The organism is Thalassolituus sp. UBA3500 (assembly GCF_002377545.1).
In the GTDB taxonomy this organism is placed as follows: Bacteria; Pseudomonadota; Gammaproteobacteria; order Pseudomonadales; family Oceanobacteraceae; genus Thalassolituus.
The window spans coordinates 1-20,602 of record NZ_DFQB01000053.1; the positions used below are offsets into that span (position 1 = coordinate 1).

Consider the following 20,602-nt stretch of genomic DNA (forward strand, 5'->3'; position numbering starts at 1 on the left):
TAGACTACGTGGACGGTCATCGTAAGAGAGAAAGCGCTTGTTGCTTGCTCTAATTTTTCCCGGTTAATCAAATAGGGTTGTTAGGCTGTCAAAAACAAAGATTTCATGGCTATTTAAGTGAAAAAGGCTAGATTTCAGGTGAGGCAAATTCTCAGAGTGTTCTGATTGGGAGTTACGGTAGGTAGGAGCCTTCTAAGAGAGGCGTAACTTACATGCAGCGATGCCAGCGGCTCGCCTTCGTTCTCGTTGGCCGTCCCAGAATTTGGTGATTTTTGATTTCACCTCGTGGGCTGCGCCGACAATGCCTTTAAATTCTGACTCGAAGTTTTGAGTGATGTAGAGCCAGTGTTCGGCGTCGATTCCTAAGCGATCCATGATGGCAGGTTCTGCCTCTGAGATTGATCCTCGCTTGTTTTCGCGGATCTGCCGACCTGTCCAGTCAACAAGATCTAAGTAGTCTGTTAGCCTCATCTGAATGCCTTCGGGCATGTCCTTGCGTGGGTTACCCGAGAAGGGCTGTAAGCCATAGGCTTGCTGTTGCGGGTGATTCGGTGAGTGAGCTTCTTTGGCTTTTTCAGCGCGTTTTTTTACGGACGTATGAGCTGATTCTTCCGGGGTTTTGGTCATGGCGGCTCGTAGTGGGTTTAAATCAACATACGCCATGCAGGCAGCAAGGGCTTTTTCATCGAGAAGAGCTTGAGACTTGAATCTACCTTCCCAGAAATGGCCGGTACATTGGTCTTCTTCATTTGCTAAACGAGCGACGGTCTCGTTCAGGCGTCGCATAGACCAGCTGATACTCATCAGGCGTTCTCGCCACTCATCAATACGCTCATCGAGCATGGCTTGCTGTGATTCAGACAGCTCCTCACCGCGTTCGAATTTCTGAGAAAGTAAGACCCCTTGATAGAGCTGATGCCAGCGTTGAACTACCTCCAGATCCGTTAGTCCGCGTGCACGTTGCTGACTGACATGCAGTACAACATGAAAGTGGTTGGACATAACGGCATAAGCGGCAATATCTATACAGAAGACCTGAGCCTGATCGAGAATCAACTTCTCAATCCATCCCCGGCGATGCTCAAACGAACGACCTTCAGAGTCTGTGCCACACAAGAAGGCACGGCGCACACAGCGAGAAACGCAGTGATAGTAGGGGGTGGCTTCGAGGGATACGAGCTGCTTCCTTGGCTTTGGCATACATCCTCCTGATGTTGGCTGACAGAATTACCTTACACGAGTTGACCTGAAAGGAAAATCAGGCATTCTTCTTAGGATGACTGTCCTTTGGAATTACTTTAGGATGACTGTCCTTTGAAATTTTTGAAATTTCTCCTTTGAAATTTCCTGTGAAGTAGTGCAACCGTATTTCTTTGAATGAGTGTCTTGGAAGTCGGTAAGATCACCAGGGGTCTGATACGCTGCGTATGGATCATCTTCATCCATCTGGTCGTAGGTTTTTTGTTCCGGTGATTAGGTTAATAATCTAATTTTCTTTCTCGTATTGTATATATGGGGCTGTAGCCATACGATGTTGGCTGTTTGTATGGGTAATATGGTATAGGGAATTCTTTATGAAGTTTGATATGTCAATTGACGACAATTATGCCTCATTCATAGACAAAGAGTCGGGGGAGGCCGTCTTTGTTGAATCTTTTGATAATGTGGATTTCGAGGTACGCATTGGCACAGTAACTGATTCCCAAGAAGCGGGGATCATACGAGCGAAAACATCAGACGAACTCAATACGAAACTGGAAGAAGTCTTTAGAAAATTTAAAGGGAAGTAACATGAGTATTTCGTTGGATGAAATATCGACATTGGAAAGTGTTCTTAATGAACAATTTTCCCAGGATCGGTTGAGCTTTAAAATGTCGGTTCACTTTGTGAAAGATCGAATGAACCACCCAAGAAATAACCCAAGTATCACGTTAACTGAGTTGAAAGGAATTTTTAATCGCCTTACTACAGTTTATATCAGCAAACTTCTTCTGCTGAAACATCTCGATACTTTTAACGTTCGCTGCACTAAAACAGATATCAATATACCGTGTGCTGTGGAAATGAGTATTGATCGAACAGGTAGTGATCATCGCCAGATTATTGCCATTACGGTCATGAGAAAGAAGGGTTTTGTATCGAAAGACCCTATTGAGTTTAAAGTTTAAACGATTGAAATGACTGACCTTTTTGCCTGAAGAGGAAAAAGTTCATTCTTGTTCGCTTTACTAGTGGGTCAGAAGTGCGCTGAAGTATTGAGCCCGACTATTGGCGATGCTTTTCCAATTCAGGGAATTATTGCAGTGCAGGTGAGTAAATCGGAACCCATTATCGCTCCGAGTTACTATTTGGTGTCGGGCACAACAGTCGAGAGCCAGATTGCTCAGGCCAGGAAAACCTACGGCATTTGAAAGTATATCCAAACAACCTTTAGTCCTCGTTGGTCAGGCCCATATCTATGAAAGAACACAACAAACACGACCCACTTCACGGAGTGACTCTCGAATCTATACTCAACCAGCTGGTTGGTCACTACGGTTGGGAAGGTCTGGCTAGCCGGATAAACATCAATTGCTTCAAGTCAGACCCTTCGGTTAAATCGTCGCTGAAGTTTCTACGGCGTACGCCTTGGGCGCGAACCAAAGTAGAGGAGCTTTTTGTCGGCACTTTCCATTCAGCCAGTAAGCCAACCCCCTGGGGTAAATAAGTTCGCTGATTAGGAAAAGGAGTTTTCTTTTGGACCTTTTGAGAATATTTCTCTCAATATGTGTTTTTTGTATAAGCGCGTATCTCGCGGTTGATTTGTTCGTGTATGGCTTCAGTCTGCCGGTACTGCTTTTCTGTATCGGGGGTTTTGTCCTGGTGCACTTTCTACTTCCTAAGAAGTCGTCGGTTGATGATGGCTTTTATGAAATTGTCGACCTCGTGCTTGATTTACCTTACAGGACAATAGCGACCATCCTTCGTAACATAGGAAGGTTGTTCCGCGATGGAGATGGTGGGGTTGATCTGGATATCTGATGGTATCTTCTGGGGTTGTTATGGCAGAGACAAAAAGCCCGCTTTTTAAGCGGGCTTTTCGTTTTAATCACCACATCAGATCATCGGGGATCTGATACGCTGCGTACGGATCATCTTCATCCATCTGACCGTCGGTCTGTTCGGCGATCACGATAAAGTGGCCGTCGTCACGTTCACGGATTTTTTCAGCGACTTGCAGTGGAATCACTGCGTAGCTGTTGCGATGCGCGATGATCGCCAGTTGGCCTTTCGACAGGCGGTCCCAGACAGCTTGATCAACGTAGAGGCTTTTTACTTTCTTGCCATCAACAAACTGATACTTGATGTCACCTTGTGTGGCGGTGATCAGGTTGTTGTCGACGAGTTGCTGTACCTGGGCCTTGATGGCTTTCTTTTGAGCTTCTGCGTCGCGCTGTCGATTCAGTTCTTTGTCACGAGCGGCTTTTTCTTTACGCGCCTGTTCTGCTTTTTCTCGTGATTCGTCGGCGTTGTTTTCCTGGCCGGTGCGCTTCAGGTGTTCCTGGCGCTTTTTCTCTTTGTCGTTCTTTTTCTGCTTTTTGTTGTCGGTTAATCCGAGTCCCAGCAGTTGATCCTGAAGTGATTTACCCATGAGGTATGTCTCCCGATCAGTGTTTCGGCGGCCAGATACCTTCGGGCATCAGGGCGCTCAGTTCGGTAATGGTGGCGTCGCGTTCAGCGTCGTTGCTGCCTGTCACGGTGACGTGGCCTAGTTTGCGCGCAGGGCGTGCTTCTTTGCCGTAGGAGTGGCGGTGAGCATTGTCGATACCATCGGCTTTTTCAGCCGGGGTTTCTTCACTGATGACGTTGAGCATGGCCACTGAGGCAAATTTAGGCTCGGTCGCGCCGAGGCTTTTGCCTGTAATGGCCAGCATGTGGTTACGGAACTGAGAGGCTTCGGTGCCTTCAATCGACCAGTGGCCAGAGTTGTGTACGCGCGGTGCCACTTCGTTGCCAACAAGGCCGTCTTCGGTGTCGAACAGCTCAAGAGTAATAGTACCCACGTAGTCGAGGCTTTCTGCCAGCTGGCGGATGTAACGCTCTGCTTGTTCAGCTTTCTCTTGTGAGAGTGCCGGTGCCGGGTAGAGGCTGTAACGCAGGATGCCTTCGTGGTGTACGTTTTCGGTCATTGGGAAAACAACGATATTGCCGTCGCGGTCGCGGCTGGCAATAACCGAGGTTTCACGGTCGAAAGGTACAAAGGCTTCGGCGATGAGTTCGCGATTGCCGATGGAGTTCCAGGCCGGTGCTGCATCGTCGGGTGTGCGCAGTACGAATTGACCCTTGCCGTCGTAACCTTCGGTCGTGGTTTTCATGACGATCGGCAGGCCGAGTTCTTGTACTGCGGTATGCACGTCTTCGAGTGAATTCACGGCACGGAAGTCTGCAGTGGCGATGCCCGCGTTACGCAGTGCATTCTTTTCCAGCAGACGGTTCTGAAAGGTTTTCAGGGCATTCAGGCCGGGGTAGAGCTTGTCGGCGTGTGGCTCAAGTAAGGTCACGATATGCGCCGGGATGTTCTCGGTTTCGTACGAGAGAATGTCGACCGAGGCAATAAACTCTGCCAGTGCGTCGTCGCTGTGAGCGCGCAGGTCGTACAGTGAAACTTCAATATCCGTAAGATCGGAGATGCTGGCTTCACACATCTGGCCAAGCTGGCCGTTACCTAAAATACCTACTTTCATCGGGATGTCCGTGCTGCGGTTATTCAATAATTCGTGGATCTGGCTGTGACAATACGGTGTTTTTCTGAGTTTCGCGGAACCCGTCAACACGCTTCATCAGCTCAGCGTCTGAGGTGGCCAGAATCTGTGCGGCCAGCAGGCCTGCGTTTTTCGCGCCTGCGTCTCCGATGGCCAGTGTACCAACGGCGACGCCGCCTGGCATCTGGGCGATGGAGAGCAGTGAGTCAATGCCGTTCAGTGCGCGCGATTTAACCGGTACACCCAGTACAGGCAATGAGGTCTGCGATGCGGCCATACCCGGCAGGTGTGCTGCGCCGCCTGCGCCCGCAATGATGACCTTGAGGCCACGCTCGTGTGCGGTTTTTGCGTAGTCAAACAGCAGGTCGGGAGTACGGTGCGCCGAGACGACTTTGACTTCGTAGTCTACGCCCAGCAGGTCCAGCATATCAGCTGCGTGCTTCATGGTGGGCCAGTCACTCTTGGAGCCCATGATAATTCCGACAGGTACTGTCATGTCTTGTGTCCTCATGTTTGCGGCGTCACTTCGCGCAAGCGTGCAAAGAAAGCGGCGAATTCTATCACAAGGGGGCGGGGATGGGGGAAAGGTTCAGGCGCTAATAAGGGGATGCCAGTGCAGAATGACTGCACTGGCAATGACGATAATCGTCAGGTGATCAGAGGCTGAGTTCACCTTCGTCGATTTTCGCTTCGGTATCGCTGGTGAGTTCTTTGTACTCGCCGTCTTTGCCGACGATGACATAGATTGGCTCATCATCCACTTTGTCGAGGTGGTAGGCTTCTTTCTTCAGTTCAACCTTGCGGTATTTGAAGGTGCCCGTCACTTCCTGCTGTTCGCGAACGCGGATGAATACCGGGATCATATACGCTGGCATTTTGTCGCGTACGTGTGCCGACAGCTCAGACCAGTCGAATTCTTCCAATGGTACCGATGGCGTAATGGTTGCCATGCCTGCGCGGCCGTCGGTGTGTGGAATCTGAACACCATAGACCACTGCGTGTTCTACGCTGGCGAGTTCCATCAAGATGGACTCAACCTCTGTGGTGGCGACGTTTTCGCCTTTCCAGCGGAAGGTATCCCCCAGGCGGTCAGCGAAGGAGACGTGTTTGTAACCCTGGTTGTTGACCAGATCACCGGTGTTGAACCAGCAGTCGTCTTTCTTGAAGACGTTACGCAGCAGTTTGCTGTTGGTCGCGTCTTCGTCGGTGTAGCCCTCAAACGGCTGCTTATCGTTTACCTCGGTGATCAGCAGACCGCTGTCTCCGGGTTGCACGGGAATCATAAAGCCTTTGTCGTCACGCAGCGGCGCGTCTTCTTCGATATCGTACTTCACGATGTTGTACGAAAGAGGGCAGAAGCCTGCCGTTTTATCGAGGTTAAAGGCGTTGGTGAATACCAGATTGCACTCGGATGCGCCGTAGAATTCATTGATGTGATCAATGTTGAAACGGTTCTTAAACTGCATCCAGATGTCCGGGCGCAGGCCGTTACCGACACAGACACGGATCTTGTGCTGGCTGTCTGAGTCTTTTTCTGGCGCATTCAGCAGGTAGCGGCACAGCTCGCCGATGTAGCAGAAGCCCGTCGCGTTGTGGTGACGGATGTCGTCCCAGAAGCGTGACACGGAGAACTTACGTGCAATCGCCATGCATGCGCCTGAGCCCAGTACTGCGGCCATGGATACGGTCAGTGCGTTGTTGTGATACAGCGGCAAAGACACATACAGGATGTCTTTGCTGCTCATGTTCATGGAAGCCAGACCCATGCCTGCAAGAGATTTGAACCAGCGGTAGTGGCTCATGACCGAGGCTTTTGGCAGCCCTGTGGTGCCAGATGTGAAAATGTAATAGCACGGCTGGTGCATTTTCACTTTCTTGGTGGAATCCGGGTTTTTATCCGACTGGCCTTCGATGGCGGTCAGGATATTGGTGTAATGCTCCGGGCAGGCAGTTTCGCCGGTGTCGCGTAAATAGTGAAGAGACTTCAGAGACGCTTCGTCGAGGTCGCCTTCGACCGTGTTGACGTTCTCCAGCATCTCTTCGCCCACGATGATCATTTTCGGTTTGACCAGTGTCAGGCTATGAAGCAGGACTTCACCGCGCTGGCTGGTGTTGATCATGGAGGCAATGGCACCGAGTTTGACGATGGCCAGTACGGAAATCAGAGTCTCAGGACGGTTCTCAAGAACGACCGCAACGACATCACCGCTGCCTATGCCCTGAGAAGTCAGGTAGTGCGCAATCTGGTTTGCCTTGCGGTTCACCTGATCGTAGGTGTAGGTCACATCTTCGTAGCGGATAGCGATGTGCTCAGGGCGCTGGCGTGCGTGTTTCTCCAGCAGAAGTCCGATTGATTTCTCTTTCTCAGGTTTGCTGGTTGCCAGTTCGTACACACCTTTCAGTTTGATCGGAATGCTTGTGGCCTGGCTTGCCAATTGTGTCAGAATATTCGGCAGTGAAACCAGTTTTTCGTTGTATTGAGTCATACGGGTAAGAGTCTCGCTCGAAAGTCCGGAGTGCGACGTTACCGGAAAATTATCGTTATTAATACAGCAACGGGGCGCCAGGCCCCGTGCTTAGTTTGTCGTACAGATTACTTCAGTTCGGCGGATGACTTGCCGAGCAGTCGACGAGCAACAATCAGCTGCTGGATCTGCTGTGTGCCTTCGAAGATATCAAGAATCTTCGAGTCACGTGACCACTTCTCAAGCAGTTCGTCTTCGCCGTAACCCAGCATGCCAAGCATCTCGACACAGCCTAGGGTAATTTCATTAGCAGTGCGGCCCGCCTTAGCTTTCGACATGGATGCTTCTTTAGAGTTAGGCATGCCGTTATCGGCCATCCATGCAGCTTTGAGTGTCAGCAGACGTGCTGCTTCCCATTCTGCCTCATAGCGATACAACTTGGCTTCCAGCTGTGAAGCCAGTTTGTACGGCGTACGGTAATCGGTTTTTACTTTGAGCTGCTTCAGCAGTTCGCGGGTACGGTCGATAGACGCCTTAGCCACACCAATCGCCATGGCAGCCACGACCGGGCGGGTGTTATCAAAGGTCTGCATGACACCGGCAAAACCTTTCTCGACGTTCACCTCTGGGTCGCCCAGCAGGTTGCTCGCTGGAATACGGCAGTCGGTAAAGGTAATGGCTGCGGTATCAGACGCTTTGATACCCAGTTTCTTTTCAAGACGGACAACGTCCATACCTGGCGTGCCTTTCTCGACGATGAACGACTTGATAGCCGCACGACCAAGAGAGCGGTCAACGCTTGCCCAGACCACAACGCAGTCAGCACGTTCGCCTGAGGTAACGTAGATTTTTTCACCGTTGATGATGTACTCGTCGCCATCACGAATCGCCGTGGTACGAACAGCTGCCGAGTCAGAACCAAAGCCTGGCTCGGTAATCGCCATGGCTGCCCACTTGCCACCGAAACGAGCAAACTGCTCGTCATCAGCCACCGCTGCAATCGCAGCGTTACCCAGGCCCTGACGTGGCAGGGTCAGCGACAGGCCAACATCGCCCCAGCACAGCTCAGCAAGAGACAGTACCGTCGACATGTTAGTGCCGTTCTGGATGCCTTCTTTCTTCGGACCGTTGTCCTGCTTCAGTTTGCCAGCACCGGCGCCTTCGCCTGTCGTGCCGTCGTTCATGCCGTCCATGATGGAGGCCAGCATGTCAAGTTCGATTGGGTAAGCGTGCTCAGAACGGTCGTATTTACGGGATACCGGACGGAAAACACTTGCCGCTACCTGGTGTGCCTGGTTAACAAGGGCACGGAATTTTTTCGGATTCTCTAAATTAATCATCTGTGCTTCTCCTTACAGGTGCATGCCGCCGTTGATGCAGGCCAGAACCCGCAGATCACGATACCAGCGCTCGGCTGGGTGTTCTTTGGTGAAACCATGGCCACCCAGCAGCTGAACTGCGTTGGTGCCGATTTCCATGGCTTTTTCAGAACACAGGATGTGTGCAAGGTAGGCTTCGCGGTGGAATGGCTTGCCAGCTTCAGCAAGCGCCGCTGCGCGCCAGACCATGAGGCGCATAGATTCAAGTTCGATACCGATATTCGCAACCATAAAGGCAACGGCCTGACGGTGAGAAATCGGTTCGCCGAAGGCTTCACGCTCGTTAACGTAAGGAATCAGGTAATCAAGCGCTGCCTGACAGGCACCAATGGCCAACGCACACCAGTGCAGTTGGCCGAGGTCCATAAAGGCTTCAAAATTAAAGCTGTCGTCGCCAAGCAGGGCATCCGGGCCAAGCAGTACTTTATCGAGTGTCAGTGTGCCAGTCGCGGTGGCACGCAGGCCCATGGCCGGAGCGGCTTGCCATTGAACACCCGGCGCATCTCCCGGAACAATGAACAGGCGATTGCGACGCTTGTAGCGTGCAGCCACCAGGTACAGAGAGGCTTCGCCACCAAACGGCACCAGGCTTTTAACTCCTGAGATTTTAAAGCCAGATTTAGTTTTCTTGGCTTTTGCAGACAGTTTTGCCGGATCAAACAGAGGTGCAGGTTCCTGTACCGCAATCGCGGCTTTGACAGGCGTCTCTGCCAGGTAGTCAGGCAGATACTTTTCTTTTTGCTTCTGGTTGCCCCATTTAACGATAGCGTTTGCCACAGCAACAGGGGCCAGTGTTGCGTAGGCCAGCGAGAAGTCGCCCCAGGCGAGTTCTTCAGCAATGATAGCGTTGGTGGTCGGGCTGTAGCTCTGAGCCGCGCCGCCCATGCTTTCAGGTACCGAGAAGTAGTTCAGACCGAGGTCCATGATGTCCTGGAGATAGGTCTCTGGCAGTTTCATGTCTTCGTTGGCGTCGTGTGCCAGACCGCGGACAACTTCTTCGGCGTATGAACGCACGGTGTCTTTGATCATCTGCTGTTCTTCTGACAAAGTCAGGTCAAACAGGCCAGCCGTGCTCGGCTCTGGCAGCATTTTAGGATCTTCGGATTTCTTGGCCTTCTTTTTAGCCATCATCTGACCGATAACTTCGAAGCCCTTCTTGGTACCTGCGTAGGCCAGCTTTTCCGCTGGGCGACGCAGTTTGTACTTTCTGGCGAACTCACTGCCAGAGAAACGAACGGCAAGGCCTAGGCCCATGCCCTGTATATCTTTTGCCATTTTCTATACCTCTTGATGACTCGTCTGAGGACACACGACAGAGTGAATGTATTCTGTGTCAGCCATTCTCACATCTTTATGACAGTGGCTGCATTGGCAGCCCTGACCGGACATAGCGGGCCGGAATGCCAAAACACAGGACACGTTTGGGAGTTACGCGGGCACAAGGTATCATGACCGCAACAAATATCTGCTGAGGATCGACATGCTTACATTGCTTTCACCCGCCAAGACTCTCGATTTCGAGACACCGCCGGTTACGGATCAGCACAGTCTGCCAGATTATCTGGATGATTCGGCTGAGCTGATTGATGTATTGCGTAAGTATTCCCCAGACGAAATCGGCGCTTTAATGAAGCTGAGCCCTAAATTGTCTGAGCTGAATGTACAGCGTTACAGTGACTGGAAGATTCCATTCCCGGAAGGGGAATCCAAAGCCGCCGTGCTCGCGTTTAAAGGGGACGTATATACTGGTCTCGACGCTGACAACATGAGCAAGGCTGATCTCGATTATGCGCAGGGGCACCTTCGTATTCTTTCGGGCTTATACGGTTTGCTGCGCCCGCTTGATCTGATTCTGCCGTACCGTCTTGAGATGGGGACCAAACTCGGCAATGATCGGGGCAAGGATCTTTATGCCTTCTGGGGCGATAAAATCACCGACGCTCTGAATGAACTCACGGAGCAACCGGGTATCAATACCATCGTGAACCTGGCGTCGAACGAGTACTTTAAGTCGGTTAAGCCGAAGGCGTTGAAAGCGGAGCTGATTACCCCCGTCTTTCGTGATGAGAAAAACGGTAAGTATAAAATTATCAGCTTTTATGCGAAAAAGGCGCGCGGCCTTATGGCGGCGTATCAGATTACTCAGCGTATTGAGAATGCTGAAGATCTGAAAAAATTTGATGTGGCGGGGTATCGTTTTTCTGAAGAAGAATCGACCGCCACTGAGTGGGTATTTAAACGTGCAGAGAAGGATGTACCGAATGCGTAAGAGCGTTCTGACTTTGCTGGCCAGCACTGCGCTGGCCACCGGCCTGACGGGGTGTGTTCTGGCTCCTCAGACGATTGAACTGAGCGAAAGCTACGAGATTGAGCAGCCCGCTGCCTCGGTATCCCGTGGTGCTTTAATCCGTGTGGTCGATAATCGCGAAGAAATCAGCTCCGATGAGCGCCAGTCGTTGGGGAGCCGTGGTGGTCGTCTCGCGGAAAATTCTCCTTTGTATGTTCAGGATGAATTGTCGGCGGTACTGACACGTCGCCTGCAGGACAGTATGACCCAGCTCGGGTTTGGTGGCGAGAGCCCCCTTGATCCGGTGAAGTTGGAGTTGGCGGTGAATCGTTTCCGTTATAGCTGCAATGAGGGTTTTCTGGTGACGGCGTGCAGCGTCAGCATTCGATTCAACATGATGGTTATTGATGGCGGCACGACCTTTACTAAGCCGTATGGTCTGAGTGAGTCCCGCCGTGTTGCTGCGGCACCGGTGAAGGAGTACAACGAAAAATGGGTGAATGATGTACTCGACCGTTTGTGGGAATACATCTTCAGCGATCCTGAGTTACGTGAGTACCTGGGCGTCTGACCCTCGATCGAATCAGGTATTCAGACAATAAAAAAGCCCGCAGATGCGGGCTTTTTTATGAGCGCTGCGTCGCGCTAGCGAAGCGTTTAGCTCAATGCTTTGCTCAGGCGGGCAACGGCATCACGCAGAGTATTCATGCTGGTCGCGAACGACAGACGCATATAACCCGGTGTACCGAAGGCTGAGCCAGGAACCAGAGCAACGCCTGCATCACTGAGAAGCTTCTCTGCAAATTCAACGTCGTCAGTAATGCCCAATTTTTCCATGGCGCCTTTCACGCAAGGATAAGCATAGAAAGCACCATCGCCTGGGATACAGGTGATGCCCGGAATACCATTCAGTGCATCAACGATGTAGTCGTGACGCTCTTTAAATGCGGTAACCATCGGAGTCACGCAATCACGGCCGCCACGCAGTGCTGCTTCAGCAGCCACCTGAGAGATAGACGCAGGGTTAGAGGTGCTTTGTGACTGAATCTTTTTCATTGCGCCGATCAGCTTAGCAGGGCCAGCGGCGTAACCAATACGCCAGCCAGTCATGCTGTAAGCTTTGGATACACCGTTGAGAACGATCGTGCGCTCGTACAGGTCAGGGTTAGCAGTCACGATGTTTTCAAAACCGAAATCTGCCCACCAGATGTATTCGTACATGTCGTCAGTGGCGATCAGTACGTCTGGGTACTTACGCAGTACGTCACCCAGAGCAATGAATTCATCTTTCGTGTACGCCACACCAGAAGGGTTCGATGGGCTGTTCAGAACCACCAGACGGGTTTTGTCTGTGATGGCTGCATCGAGCTGCTCTGGCGTAATTTTGAAGCGGGTAGACTCATCGGTTTCGATGATGACTGGCTCGCCTTCTGCAATTTTTACCATGTCTGGGTAAGATACCCAGTAGGGCGCCGGAATCACGACTTCGTCACCTGGGTTGATCAGAGCAAGCGCCATATTGAAGAAGCTTTGCTTGCCACCACAGGAAACCAGAATCTGATTGGCTTCGTAGTTAAGGCCATTGTCTGCTTTCAGCTTGTCGATAATGGCTGATTTGAGACCGGGGGTACCATCAACGGCAGTGTACTTGGTGAAGCCCTTATCAATAGCTTCTGCAGCCGCTGCTTTGATGTGGTCCGGAGTATCAAAATCCGGTTCGCCAGCACCGAGCCCGATAATGTCTTTGCCTTCCGCTCGTAACTCGGCTGCGCGGTTGGTTACCGCCAGGGTCGGGGATGGCTTGATCAGTTGAACGCGATCAGACAATTTAAGATCCAATGTACTTTCCTCTAGCACGGCCACAATGTGTGCCTAAAAATAGTGGGCCTCAAAATAGACCCTAAAACAACGTATAATCTTACTGGATTTAGACGTTAACTGGAATCCTCATGAGTAAGCCATTCGAGCTGTCATCCAAATATTCGCCCGCAGGCGACCAGCCAAAAGCTATTGATGGCCTGATAAAAGGCGTCGATGCCGGCCTGCTCAAACAAACTTTGCTGGGTGTAACGGGCTCCGGTAAGACCTATACCATGGCCAACGTGATTGCCCGGTGTGGGCGCCCGGCCATCATAATGGCCCACAATAAAACATTGGCAGCGCAGTTGTACGGGGAATTCAAAGAGTTCTTCCCGAATAACTCCGTTGAATACTTCGTGTCGTACTACGACTACTACCAGCCAGAAGCGTATGTTCCGTCGTCAGATACTTTCATTGATAAAGACGCCTCGGTGAACGAGCACATTGAGCAGATGCGTTTGTCTGCGACTAAGGCGCTGATGGAGCGTCGCGACGCCATTATCGTCTGCACCGTGTCGGCTATTTATGGCCTCGGTGACCCTGACTCTTACCTTAAGATGATGTTGCACCTTGTGCGCGGTGATCAGGTCAATCAACGTGACATTCTGCGCAGACTGGCCGAGCTTCAGTACACCCGCAATGATGCAGACTTCCATCGTGGTACTTATCGCGTGCGCGGTGAGGTGATCGATATCTTCCCGGCGGAGAGCGATGATGAAGCCATCCGTGTGGAGTTATTTGATGATGAGGTCGAGCAGTTAAGCACGTTCGATCCGCTCACTGGTCAGATCTATAGCCGTCTGGCGCGTGTCACTGTGTACCCGAAAACCCACTACGTGACGCCACGAGAGAAAATTCTGGATGCCATTGAAGGCATCAAAGAAGAGCTGAAAGAGCGCCTTGAATACTACCGCAAAGAGAACCTTCTGGTAGAAGCTCAGCGATTGGAGCAACGCACCAAGTACGATCTTGAGATGATGCAGGAGCTGGGCTACTGCTCGGGCATTGAGAACTACTCTCGCTATCTGTCAGGGCGTGCGGCCGGTGATGCGCCGCCGACCTTGTTTGATTACATTCCTAACGATGCACTTGTGTTTGTTGATGAGTCGCATGTGACTATTCCGCAGATTGGCGGCATGTATCGTGGTGACCGATCCCGTAAAGAGACGCTGGTTCAGTTTGGTTTCCGTTTGCCGTCGGCGCTGGATAACCGGCCTATGCGTTTCGAAGAATGGGAGTCAATTGTACCCCAGTGCATTTTCGTTTCTGCGACGCCAGGGCCTTACGAGAAAGATCATCAGGACAATGTGGTCGAGCAGGTAGTTCGCCCGACTGGCCTGGTGGACCCTGAAATTGAAATTCGCCCGGCTACCGGTCAGGTCGATGATTCTCTGCATGAAATTCACCAGCGGGTAGAGAAGGGTGAGCGTGTCCTGATTACGGTTCTGACGAAGCGTATGGCAGAAGATCTGACTGACTTCCTGCACGAACAACAAGTTCGGGTGCGCTACCTGCACAGTGACATCGATACTGTGGAACGGGTCGAGATTATCCGTGATCTGCGTTTGGGCGAATTCGATGTGCTGGTGGGTATCAACCTGCTGCGGGAAGGTCTCGATATTCCTGAAGTATCTCTGGTCGCGATTTTTGATGCGGATAAAGAAGGTTTTTTGCGTTCTGAACGTTCGCTGATTCAGACCATTGGTCGGGCGGCGCGTAACCTGAATGGTAAAGCGATTCTTTATGCCGATCGTGTGACAGATTCTATGCAGCGCGCAATGGACGAAACCGACCGCCGTCGTGAGAAGCAGTTGGCCTTCAATGAAGAGCACGGCATTACACCGAAAGGCGTTATGAAGTCGGTTGAAGATATTCTGGAGGCAGCGCCGCCCCCGGGTAAAAAAGGCAAACAGCGCGGACGTGCTCGTCAGCAAGTGGCAGAGAAGGAAGCAGGTTACTCAGCAGACGACTGGCAGCATCTGAATGCCGCAGAACTGGGTAAACGGATATCCAAAATTGAAGATGACATGTTTAAAGCTGCGAAGGACCTGAACTTTGAAGAGGCGGCTAAGCTGCGTGACCTGCTGCACTCAATGAAAGAAAAAATGATCCAGAACAGCTGATTGTCAGAAGGCCTCGCTGATAAAAGAAATAGCCCTCTGTCTATACAGAGGGCTTTTTTTAGCAGTGTTCTGCACTATCAAGCCGTTACGATACCCGTGAAAATAACGAACAGAGCAACGATACCTGTGTCCCAGACTAAGGTACGGACGACAGGGATACCTGCGGCATAGATGACTGGATAAAGAATACGCGCACCGGCAAAGACGATAGAACCCCAGACGGTAAGGCCATTAGAGACTTCTGTTTGCGCAGCGACCAGCACCAGAGCGACAAAGATGAAACCTGTTTCAATATTGTTGCTGACAATCCGTTTAAAGCGTTGTGCCAGTGGGCTTTCTTCTGCGGGTGCTTCATCACGATTGCTCATAAAGTACGATATCCCATACGCTTTCATCGCAATAGTGGCCTGAACTAACAGAACTATCAGGCAGGTCATTGCAAACGTCAGCAGTGACATCATTTCGGTCGTCATTCGGGTTTCTCCTGTAGAAAAATAATCTAACTTCCATAAAACTAGGTCGCTGTCCTCAGAACGAGGGACCGAACGAGGTGACAGTCAGGCCATAGGTCTATATAAGAGGCGGCTGGACTCAAAAAGGATTCACCAGCGAGAAAAAATATTTCACTGAAAGGGATAAGGAGTTGATTCGGTGACGATTAAGGAAATTCAGGAAGCAATGATCGTACGTGCTCAGGCGGGTGACAGTGAGGCCTTATCTGAGCTGCTGCAGGCGGTTCGTCCGAATGTTCATAACTATGCAATGAAGCACTGTATAATCAACGACGTCGATGATGCCGTTCAGGAAGTTCTCATCACAGTATCCCGGCGTTTAGAGAGTTTGAAAATTGTAGCAGCCTTATCTTCATGGTTGTTTACGACAACCCGTCGTGAATGCCGACGCTTAGGGCGTGTTGCGTTTGATTTCGACCCGCATGGCGATGGCTCCGCCCTCGAGTGGCTCAACGCAACACCGGAGCAGGATCAACTGATTGATCTGACGCGTGCGATCCACGACTTACCTGATCTTTATCGTGAAGTGCTACTGATGAAAGATTACGAGCAACTGACCAATCGTGAAATTGCCGATAAAACCGGGGAATCGGTTGCGGCGGTTAAGAGTCGTTTGCACCGCGCGCGCGCCATGGTCAGAGATCAGTTATTGCAGGAACCCTCCAATCTGAGCAGTGAGGCCTATCAGTAATACCGGCCCATAAAAAAGCCCGCATTGCGGGCTTTTCGGTTTTAACCGAGGTCAGAATCAGGCTTCGGCCATTGGTTTTACAACAAAGAGCAGGTCTCCCTGGTTCACTTGCTGACCGTCCGTGTTCATAACACGAGTCACCTTAAACTTCTGCTTAGCCGGGTAGAGCTGGCTACCTGCGCGGTTAAACTGTTTAAGGCTAAGCGGTGTGAACATTTTCATGGCTTCCATCAGGCACAGAGTCTGAGATACATCGATGACGTCGCCTTCTTTAACAAAGGCAGGCTCACTTGGTGACGACGAGCCGTAGAAGATACTGGTCGATGGTGACAGTACTTTCAGTTCGTCTGAGCCTTCAATTTTGAGCTGAGAAGCATCAACCGCATCGGCACTCATGTCTGCTGCGTCTTCGATGTCTTTAATCAGAGCATCAAGATCAATACGATCCAGGAATTTCGGCAGGTAGGTTGTATCGTAAACGCCATCTACAAACACGTTGTCGTCCAGTACGCGCTTAAGTAGCGGAATGTTGGTACATACGCCGGTGATTTTTATTTCATCCAGGTATTTACGCAGTTTTGCGATGGTGTCGTTACGATCTTCACCGTAACAAATGATCTGAGCGACCATGCTGTCATAGAAAGGGGATACCTGCTTGCCTGCAGCAGCCATCGAAATAAGTTCGATGTGATCGTACTTCGGCAATACGCACTCACGGATCGTTCCTGGTGTTGGAACAAATTCAACGTTGTCGCCTTTGAATACGGCTTTTTCAGCGTTAACACGTACTTCAATGGCGTAACCTTTGTGATCTGGTTTCAGATCGGCAATGTCACCACCTTCGGCAATGCGGAACTGAGTCGAGACGATATCGATACCAGAAACCAGTTCAGTAACGGGGTGCTCTACCTGAAGACGGGTATTCATCTCCATAAAGTAGATCGCCATGTTGTCGAGGTCGAAAATAAACTCAACGGTACCAGCACCGACATAGTCGACAGCGTCTGCCAGTTTTTCGGCGTAATCGTAGGCGCCTTGCTCTAGCTCTCGCGGCAGCATGGTAGAGCCAGATTCTTCGAAAATCTTCTGGTTATTACGCTGCACCGAGCAGTCACGCAGGCCCAGGATTTTGGTGTTGCCCCGAGAGTCACGCAGAACCTGAACCTCAATGTGGCGCAGAGACGTCACGTATTTTTCGAGGTAAACATCACCGTTACCAAACGCGGCTTTCGCTTCCGTGGAAATCTGGTGGAACAGGGCGTGAATGCGATCTGCCGATTCAACCACCTGAATACCTTTACCGCCCCCACCGTGCACGGCTTTAAGCAGAACAGGGTATCCGATTTCGTCGGCTACGCTTGCGGCATTGGCGGAGCTGGTCAGGATGCCGTGGGAACCGGGTACAACTGGCACGTTAACGCGCATCGCGGTGTTAATAGCGTTTGATTTGTTCCCCATGGTTTCCATTGAGGAGACCGGCGGGCCAACAAAATTAATGTCGTGGTTGCCACAGAGCGCAGCGAACTGGCTGCTTTCTGACAGGAAGCCAATCCCGGGGTGCAGTGCATCAACACCTTCGTGATGCGCAATGCGCAAAACAGACTTGGCGTTGAGATAACTTTCATCCGGTGTGTTACCACCAATACAGACAACGCGATCCTGTGGCCCCAGCATATCGACAGGCACAGATTCCATGTCCGGGTCAGACTGGATCAGTACAACTTTAATGTCGTTTTCCTGTGCTTTGCGGATCAGCTTAACAGCGGTACAGCCTCGTGCGTGAACCATGACCTTGTCGATCTTGCCGTACTTTTTCTGGCTGACTTCGTCTTCGGCGGTCAGTGGTGCCATGCGTGCGGCAGAGACATAACCTTCAAGGACACGTTCGAGTACGTCGTTAACGCTGTAGCGCGCCACCGGCATATCCGGGTCAATCTCGCGCAGGCGTTCATCGAGGTCGTCAAAGAATGGGTTCGATACCAGGCCATCCATGGAGTCTGAAGAAACCGATAAATAGTTCGACAGAGTGCAGGTGCTTGGCAGATAGCTAGGCACAACGATCTGCCCGGCGAACGGCATATTCGTACCTGAGAAATAATAGGTTTGCGCCAGCGGGTGGGTAACAAAACTTGCCTGAGCACCACCAGTACAGTCGCCAAAACCAAAGACCACGAGAGGCAGGTCATTGTCGCGAACAAAGCGGGTAATACGGTCGTTAACAACAGCCATTGAGAAGAGCGCCGCGGCACCTTCTTTGGTTTGCATGCCGCCGGAGGATACGAAGCAAACGACAGGCAATTGCTGACGTGCACACTCGACCATCAACTTACAGAATTTCTCGGCACTGGCCATATCAAAAGCGCCAGCCTGGAAATCCAGATTTGATACCAGCGCACCAACGCGTTGTGTCTTGCCACCGATATTAATATCCGCGAGGCCTGTGATAACACCACATGGCTGAATACTATTTTTCAGTGCTTTTTCGATAGAAGAACGGAAACCCGGAAAGGCCACTGGGTCTGCCGACATCAGGTTGGCATTGATCTCTTCGAAGTTATCAAAGAAACGCTCAATAATGGCCTTTGGTGAAGTGCGCTTCTGGCGTTTGGTGTCGTCGAGTACGTCCTGAATCAGCAGGTCGTGATAGGCCATGGTCAGACGGTTCCAGAAATCTTTACGACGACCGATGCTGACTGGGTTGATGCGCCCGTTATAGCTCTTTCCTGATTGCTCTGCGTTGTAGTACTCAGGCAGAAGCTTCTCGAAAATAAACGTAATCACTACGAAGAGGGTTTCGGACAAGCGTGGGAAGGCGAGCTTTTTCCACTCTTCGACAGACTTCAGGAATTCACCGCTCTGCGAACTCTTGATGAAATAGCTGAGCCAGTAATTGAAGGATTCGAGCTCTTTCATGGTGTAGCTTTCGCCTTTGGTCGCTTCCGACAGAGACTTATCCAACAGTGCTTTCACAGAATCGCGGGAAAGCGCACGGTTGTTGTTCGCTTCTTTCGCGACACTGACCAGGTTATGGATAAAGTTGTCGTAGAGGCTGCCAAACACCAGCATGTTCTGACAAACGTGACGGAATTCTTCGCGCAGTTCATCATGCAGAATGGCATCCAGAATCGTGATGTCTGGGTTAGCCGGGTTCTGAATATTTTCCTGACGGAACTGAATATAAGGCGCCAGCGCTTCTTCAATAATTCTGCGGTTGGCTTCAGTCGCTTGTGTTTCTTCGTTGTTGCACAGAGCTTCTGAACGTGTCGAGAGCTTGAGTTCGGCACGGATACTTTCTGGCAGTAGTTCGTCTGACAGAATGGTATTCAGCGCGGTCGCCAGAGACTGACGCAGTGTCCCTTTGCCTTTTTCAGCGTTGCGTTCGGAGGTCAGCTCCTGACGGGTTTCGTGTGGTAACTGCTCACGAATATAAGCCGCCAGTGGGTGCGGATTGTCTTCAATAAAATCGGCAACGGCGCTGGCATCGAGAATATCGGATGAGCGCAGCAAAAAGCGGCTCTGGCGATAATCTTCAAGGTAATTAAGCAGGCCCTGGAAATTAACCGCGGCATCAGATTTCCAGCGATTAAACAGGTACAGACCAAAATTAAAGCAGAGGTCCTGCTTTGCTTTCAGGTAGTTATTCTTTGGCTCACCCAGAAAGAGACGGACGATGGTATTACGGCTTTCGTCACGTTCTTCGTATTTCGCCCAGAAGTTTTTCCAGCTTTTCTGCAGGCCATCGTCGTAAACGATTTTCTCAGGCGCCTGTAGCCATTTCTGGAATTTACGGTTCTGCTCATTCTGGATGCGTTGCTCCAGCTGACCCGCTGGGATTTCTTTATCCGCAAGACGGCCGTAATTCTCAACCGTGGTCGAGTGAATACGACGACGCAGTGTCAGGTAGCGAGTATAGCGATAGCACAGGCCGAAAATATTGATATGTTCTGTCGGGCTCTGAGCAAGGAAGAAATTTGCGTTATTCTCAAGCGTTGAAAGTTTTTCTGATGGGTTCAGGAAACGATCAATACTGCGCTTGTAGTGATCCATCAGGTAAGGGTTGTTGCGCGTAAATTCCTTCGCACCTTCTTCGATGGATTGAATACCACTGGTAATTGCACGCAGCAGATTTGCACGCTTTTCATCGGCATCGGTCGGTGCGTAATCGATGATGCCATCAATCACGCCGGATTCACGCAACTGGTAGCCTGATACTCCAACGTATTTTGCACATTCCTGCCATGACAGGTTGTACTTACGTGCGATGCTGGCAAGACCCTGCGGCTGAATCGTATTAAAAATACCATCGCGTACTGACAGCAGAATATTGGTTGCGGCCAGAGGAATAGCACCGCCTGAGTAACCCGCGCCCCAGATAATACCGATGGTCGGTACATCGTTGTTCACCATTTCGGTGATCAGGTGGCTGATTGAGTGCGCCTGGTTATTGGCATTGGCCAGCTCACCAGCGTCGGCCCCTGGGGTATCGATAAAGGTGATGATCGGCATCGCACGACTGGCGTAATTCTTTGCCTGTTGTGCCGC

Annotated in this window: 19 protein-coding genes; 9 read left to right on the top strand and 10 right to left on the bottom strand. The window is 51.0% G+C overall.

Annotated elements, in window-relative coordinates; translation table 11 throughout:
- Window positions 1-192 precede the first annotated feature (192 nt).
- Window positions 193-1,200, bottom strand: coding sequence for a transposase (locus B2R29_RS12785; protein WP_301181416.1), 1,008 nt, complete (start codon window positions 1,198-1,200; stop codon window positions 193-195).
- Between the two features lie 374 nt (window positions 1,201-1,574).
- On the opposite strand from B2R29_RS12785, the gene B2R29_RS12790 reads away from it, so the two are divergent.
- From B2R29_RS12790 to B2R29_RS12810, 5 genes are all read left to right on the top strand, one after another.
- Entirely contained in the window at window positions 1,575-1,790 is a 216-nt protein-coding gene (locus tag B2R29_RS12790; protein WP_301181417.1) for a hypothetical protein, read from the top strand.
- Between the two features lies 1 nt (window position 1,791).
- A complete protein-coding gene (locus B2R29_RS12795) occupies window positions 1,792-2,169 on the top strand; it encodes a hypothetical protein (protein ID WP_301181418.1) in 378 nt (125 codons plus the stop codon).
- Between the two features lie 48 nt (window positions 2,170-2,217).
- Window positions 2,218-2,412, top strand: coding sequence for a hypothetical protein (locus B2R29_RS12800; protein ID WP_301181419.1), 195 nt, complete (start codon window positions 2,218-2,220; stop codon window positions 2,410-2,412).
- A gap of 47 nt (window positions 2,413-2,459) precedes the next feature.
- The gene (locus tag B2R29_RS12805) at window positions 2,460-2,708 is read left to right on the top strand and encodes a VF530 family protein (RefSeq protein WP_297533257.1); all 249 of its coding nucleotides are present in this window, start codon (window positions 2,460-2,462) and stop codon (window positions 2,706-2,708) included.
- A 155-nt stretch (window positions 2,709-2,863) separates the two neighbouring features.
- The gene (locus B2R29_RS12810) at window positions 2,864-3,022 is read left to right on the top strand and encodes a hypothetical protein (RefSeq protein WP_297533258.1); all 159 of its coding nucleotides are present in this window, start codon (window positions 2,864-2,866) and stop codon (window positions 3,020-3,022) included.
- A 67-nt stretch (window positions 3,023-3,089) separates the two neighbouring features.
- Here the strand turns inward: B2R29_RS12810 and B2R29_RS12815 are convergent, their stop codons facing one another.
- From B2R29_RS12815 to B2R29_RS12840, 6 genes are all read right to left on the bottom strand, one after another.
- Window positions 3,090-3,632 (bottom strand): DUF2058 domain-containing protein, encoded by a 543-nt coding sequence (locus B2R29_RS12815; RefSeq protein WP_301181420.1) that lies wholly within the window; start codon window positions 3,630-3,632, stop codon window positions 3,090-3,092.
- A 16-nt stretch (window positions 3,633-3,648) separates the two neighbouring features.
- Window positions 3,649-4,725 (bottom strand): 5-(carboxyamino)imidazole ribonucleotide synthase, encoded by a 1,077-nt coding sequence (locus B2R29_RS12820; RefSeq protein ID WP_301181421.1) that lies wholly within the window; start codon window positions 4,723-4,725, stop codon window positions 3,649-3,651.
- Between the two features lie 19 nt (window positions 4,726-4,744).
- Window positions 4,745-5,239 carry a 5-(carboxyamino)imidazole ribonucleotide mutase gene (gene purE, locus B2R29_RS12825; protein WP_301181422.1) on the bottom strand — a complete coding sequence of 165 codons (495 nt, stop codon included), beginning with the start codon at window positions 5,237-5,239 and terminating at the stop codon, window positions 4,745-4,747.
- Window positions 5,240-5,399: 160 nt separating this feature from the next.
- A complete protein-coding gene (locus B2R29_RS12830) occupies window positions 5,400-7,229 on the bottom strand; it encodes a long-chain-acyl-CoA synthetase (protein WP_301181423.1) in 1,830 nt (609 codons plus the stop codon).
- Window positions 7,230-7,336: 107 nt separating this feature from the next.
- Window positions 7,337-8,548, bottom strand: a complete 1,212-nt coding sequence (locus B2R29_RS12835) for an acyl-CoA dehydrogenase family protein (RefSeq protein ID WP_301181424.1) — start codon at window positions 8,546-8,548, stop codon at window positions 7,337-7,339.
- A gap of 12 nt (window positions 8,549-8,560) precedes the next feature.
- On the bottom strand, window positions 8,561-9,862 hold the full coding sequence (locus tag B2R29_RS12840; RefSeq protein WP_301181425.1) for an acyl-CoA dehydrogenase family protein: 1,302 nt from the start codon (window positions 9,860-9,862) through the stop codon (window positions 8,561-8,563).
- 205 nt (window positions 9,863-10,067) lie between these two features.
- Between B2R29_RS12840 and yaaA the strand changes: the two genes are divergently transcribed.
- On the top strand, window positions 10,068-10,856 hold the full coding sequence (gene yaaA, locus B2R29_RS12845) for a peroxide stress protein YaaA (RefSeq protein ID WP_301181426.1): 789 nt from the start codon (window positions 10,068-10,070) through the stop codon (window positions 10,854-10,856).
- Window positions 10,849-11,445 carry a YajG family lipoprotein gene (locus tag B2R29_RS12850; protein WP_301181427.1) on the top strand — a complete coding sequence of 199 codons (597 nt, stop codon included), beginning with the start codon at window positions 10,849-10,851 and terminating at the stop codon, window positions 11,443-11,445. Before yaaA ends, B2R29_RS12850 begins: the two co-directional genes overlap by 8 nt.
- A gap of 86 nt (window positions 11,446-11,531) precedes the next feature.
- On the opposite strand, the gene B2R29_RS12855 is transcribed toward B2R29_RS12850, so the two are convergent.
- Window positions 11,532-12,713, bottom strand: a complete 1,182-nt coding sequence (locus B2R29_RS12855; protein ID WP_301181428.1) for a pyridoxal phosphate-dependent aminotransferase — start codon at window positions 12,711-12,713, stop codon at window positions 11,532-11,534.
- Between the two features lie 110 nt (window positions 12,714-12,823).
- Between B2R29_RS12855 and uvrB the strand changes: the two genes are divergently transcribed.
- Window positions 12,824-14,857 carry an excinuclease ABC subunit UvrB gene (gene uvrB / locus B2R29_RS12860; protein WP_301181429.1) on the top strand — a complete coding sequence of 678 codons (2,034 nt, stop codon included), beginning with the start codon at window positions 12,824-12,826 and terminating at the stop codon, window positions 14,855-14,857.
- 77 nt (window positions 14,858-14,934) lie between these two features.
- Here the strand turns inward: uvrB and B2R29_RS12865 are convergent, their stop codons facing one another.
- Window positions 14,935-15,330 carry an MAPEG family protein gene (locus B2R29_RS12865; RefSeq protein ID WP_301181430.1) on the bottom strand — a complete coding sequence of 132 codons (396 nt, stop codon included), beginning with the start codon at window positions 15,328-15,330 and terminating at the stop codon, window positions 14,935-14,937.
- A gap of 178 nt (window positions 15,331-15,508) precedes the next feature.
- Between B2R29_RS12865 and B2R29_RS12870 the strand changes: the two genes are divergently transcribed.
- The gene (locus B2R29_RS12870; RefSeq protein ID WP_301181431.1) at window positions 15,509-16,060 is read left to right on the top strand and encodes an RNA polymerase sigma factor; all 552 of its coding nucleotides are present in this window, start codon (window positions 15,509-15,511) and stop codon (window positions 16,058-16,060) included.
- 57 nt (window positions 16,061-16,117) lie between these two features.
- Here B2R29_RS12870 and B2R29_RS12875 read toward each other — a convergent pair.
- Window positions 16,118-20,602 (bottom strand): biotin carboxylase N-terminal domain-containing protein (locus tag B2R29_RS12875; RefSeq protein ID WP_301181432.1); only part of this gene is annotated, 4,485 nt, incomplete at its 5' end.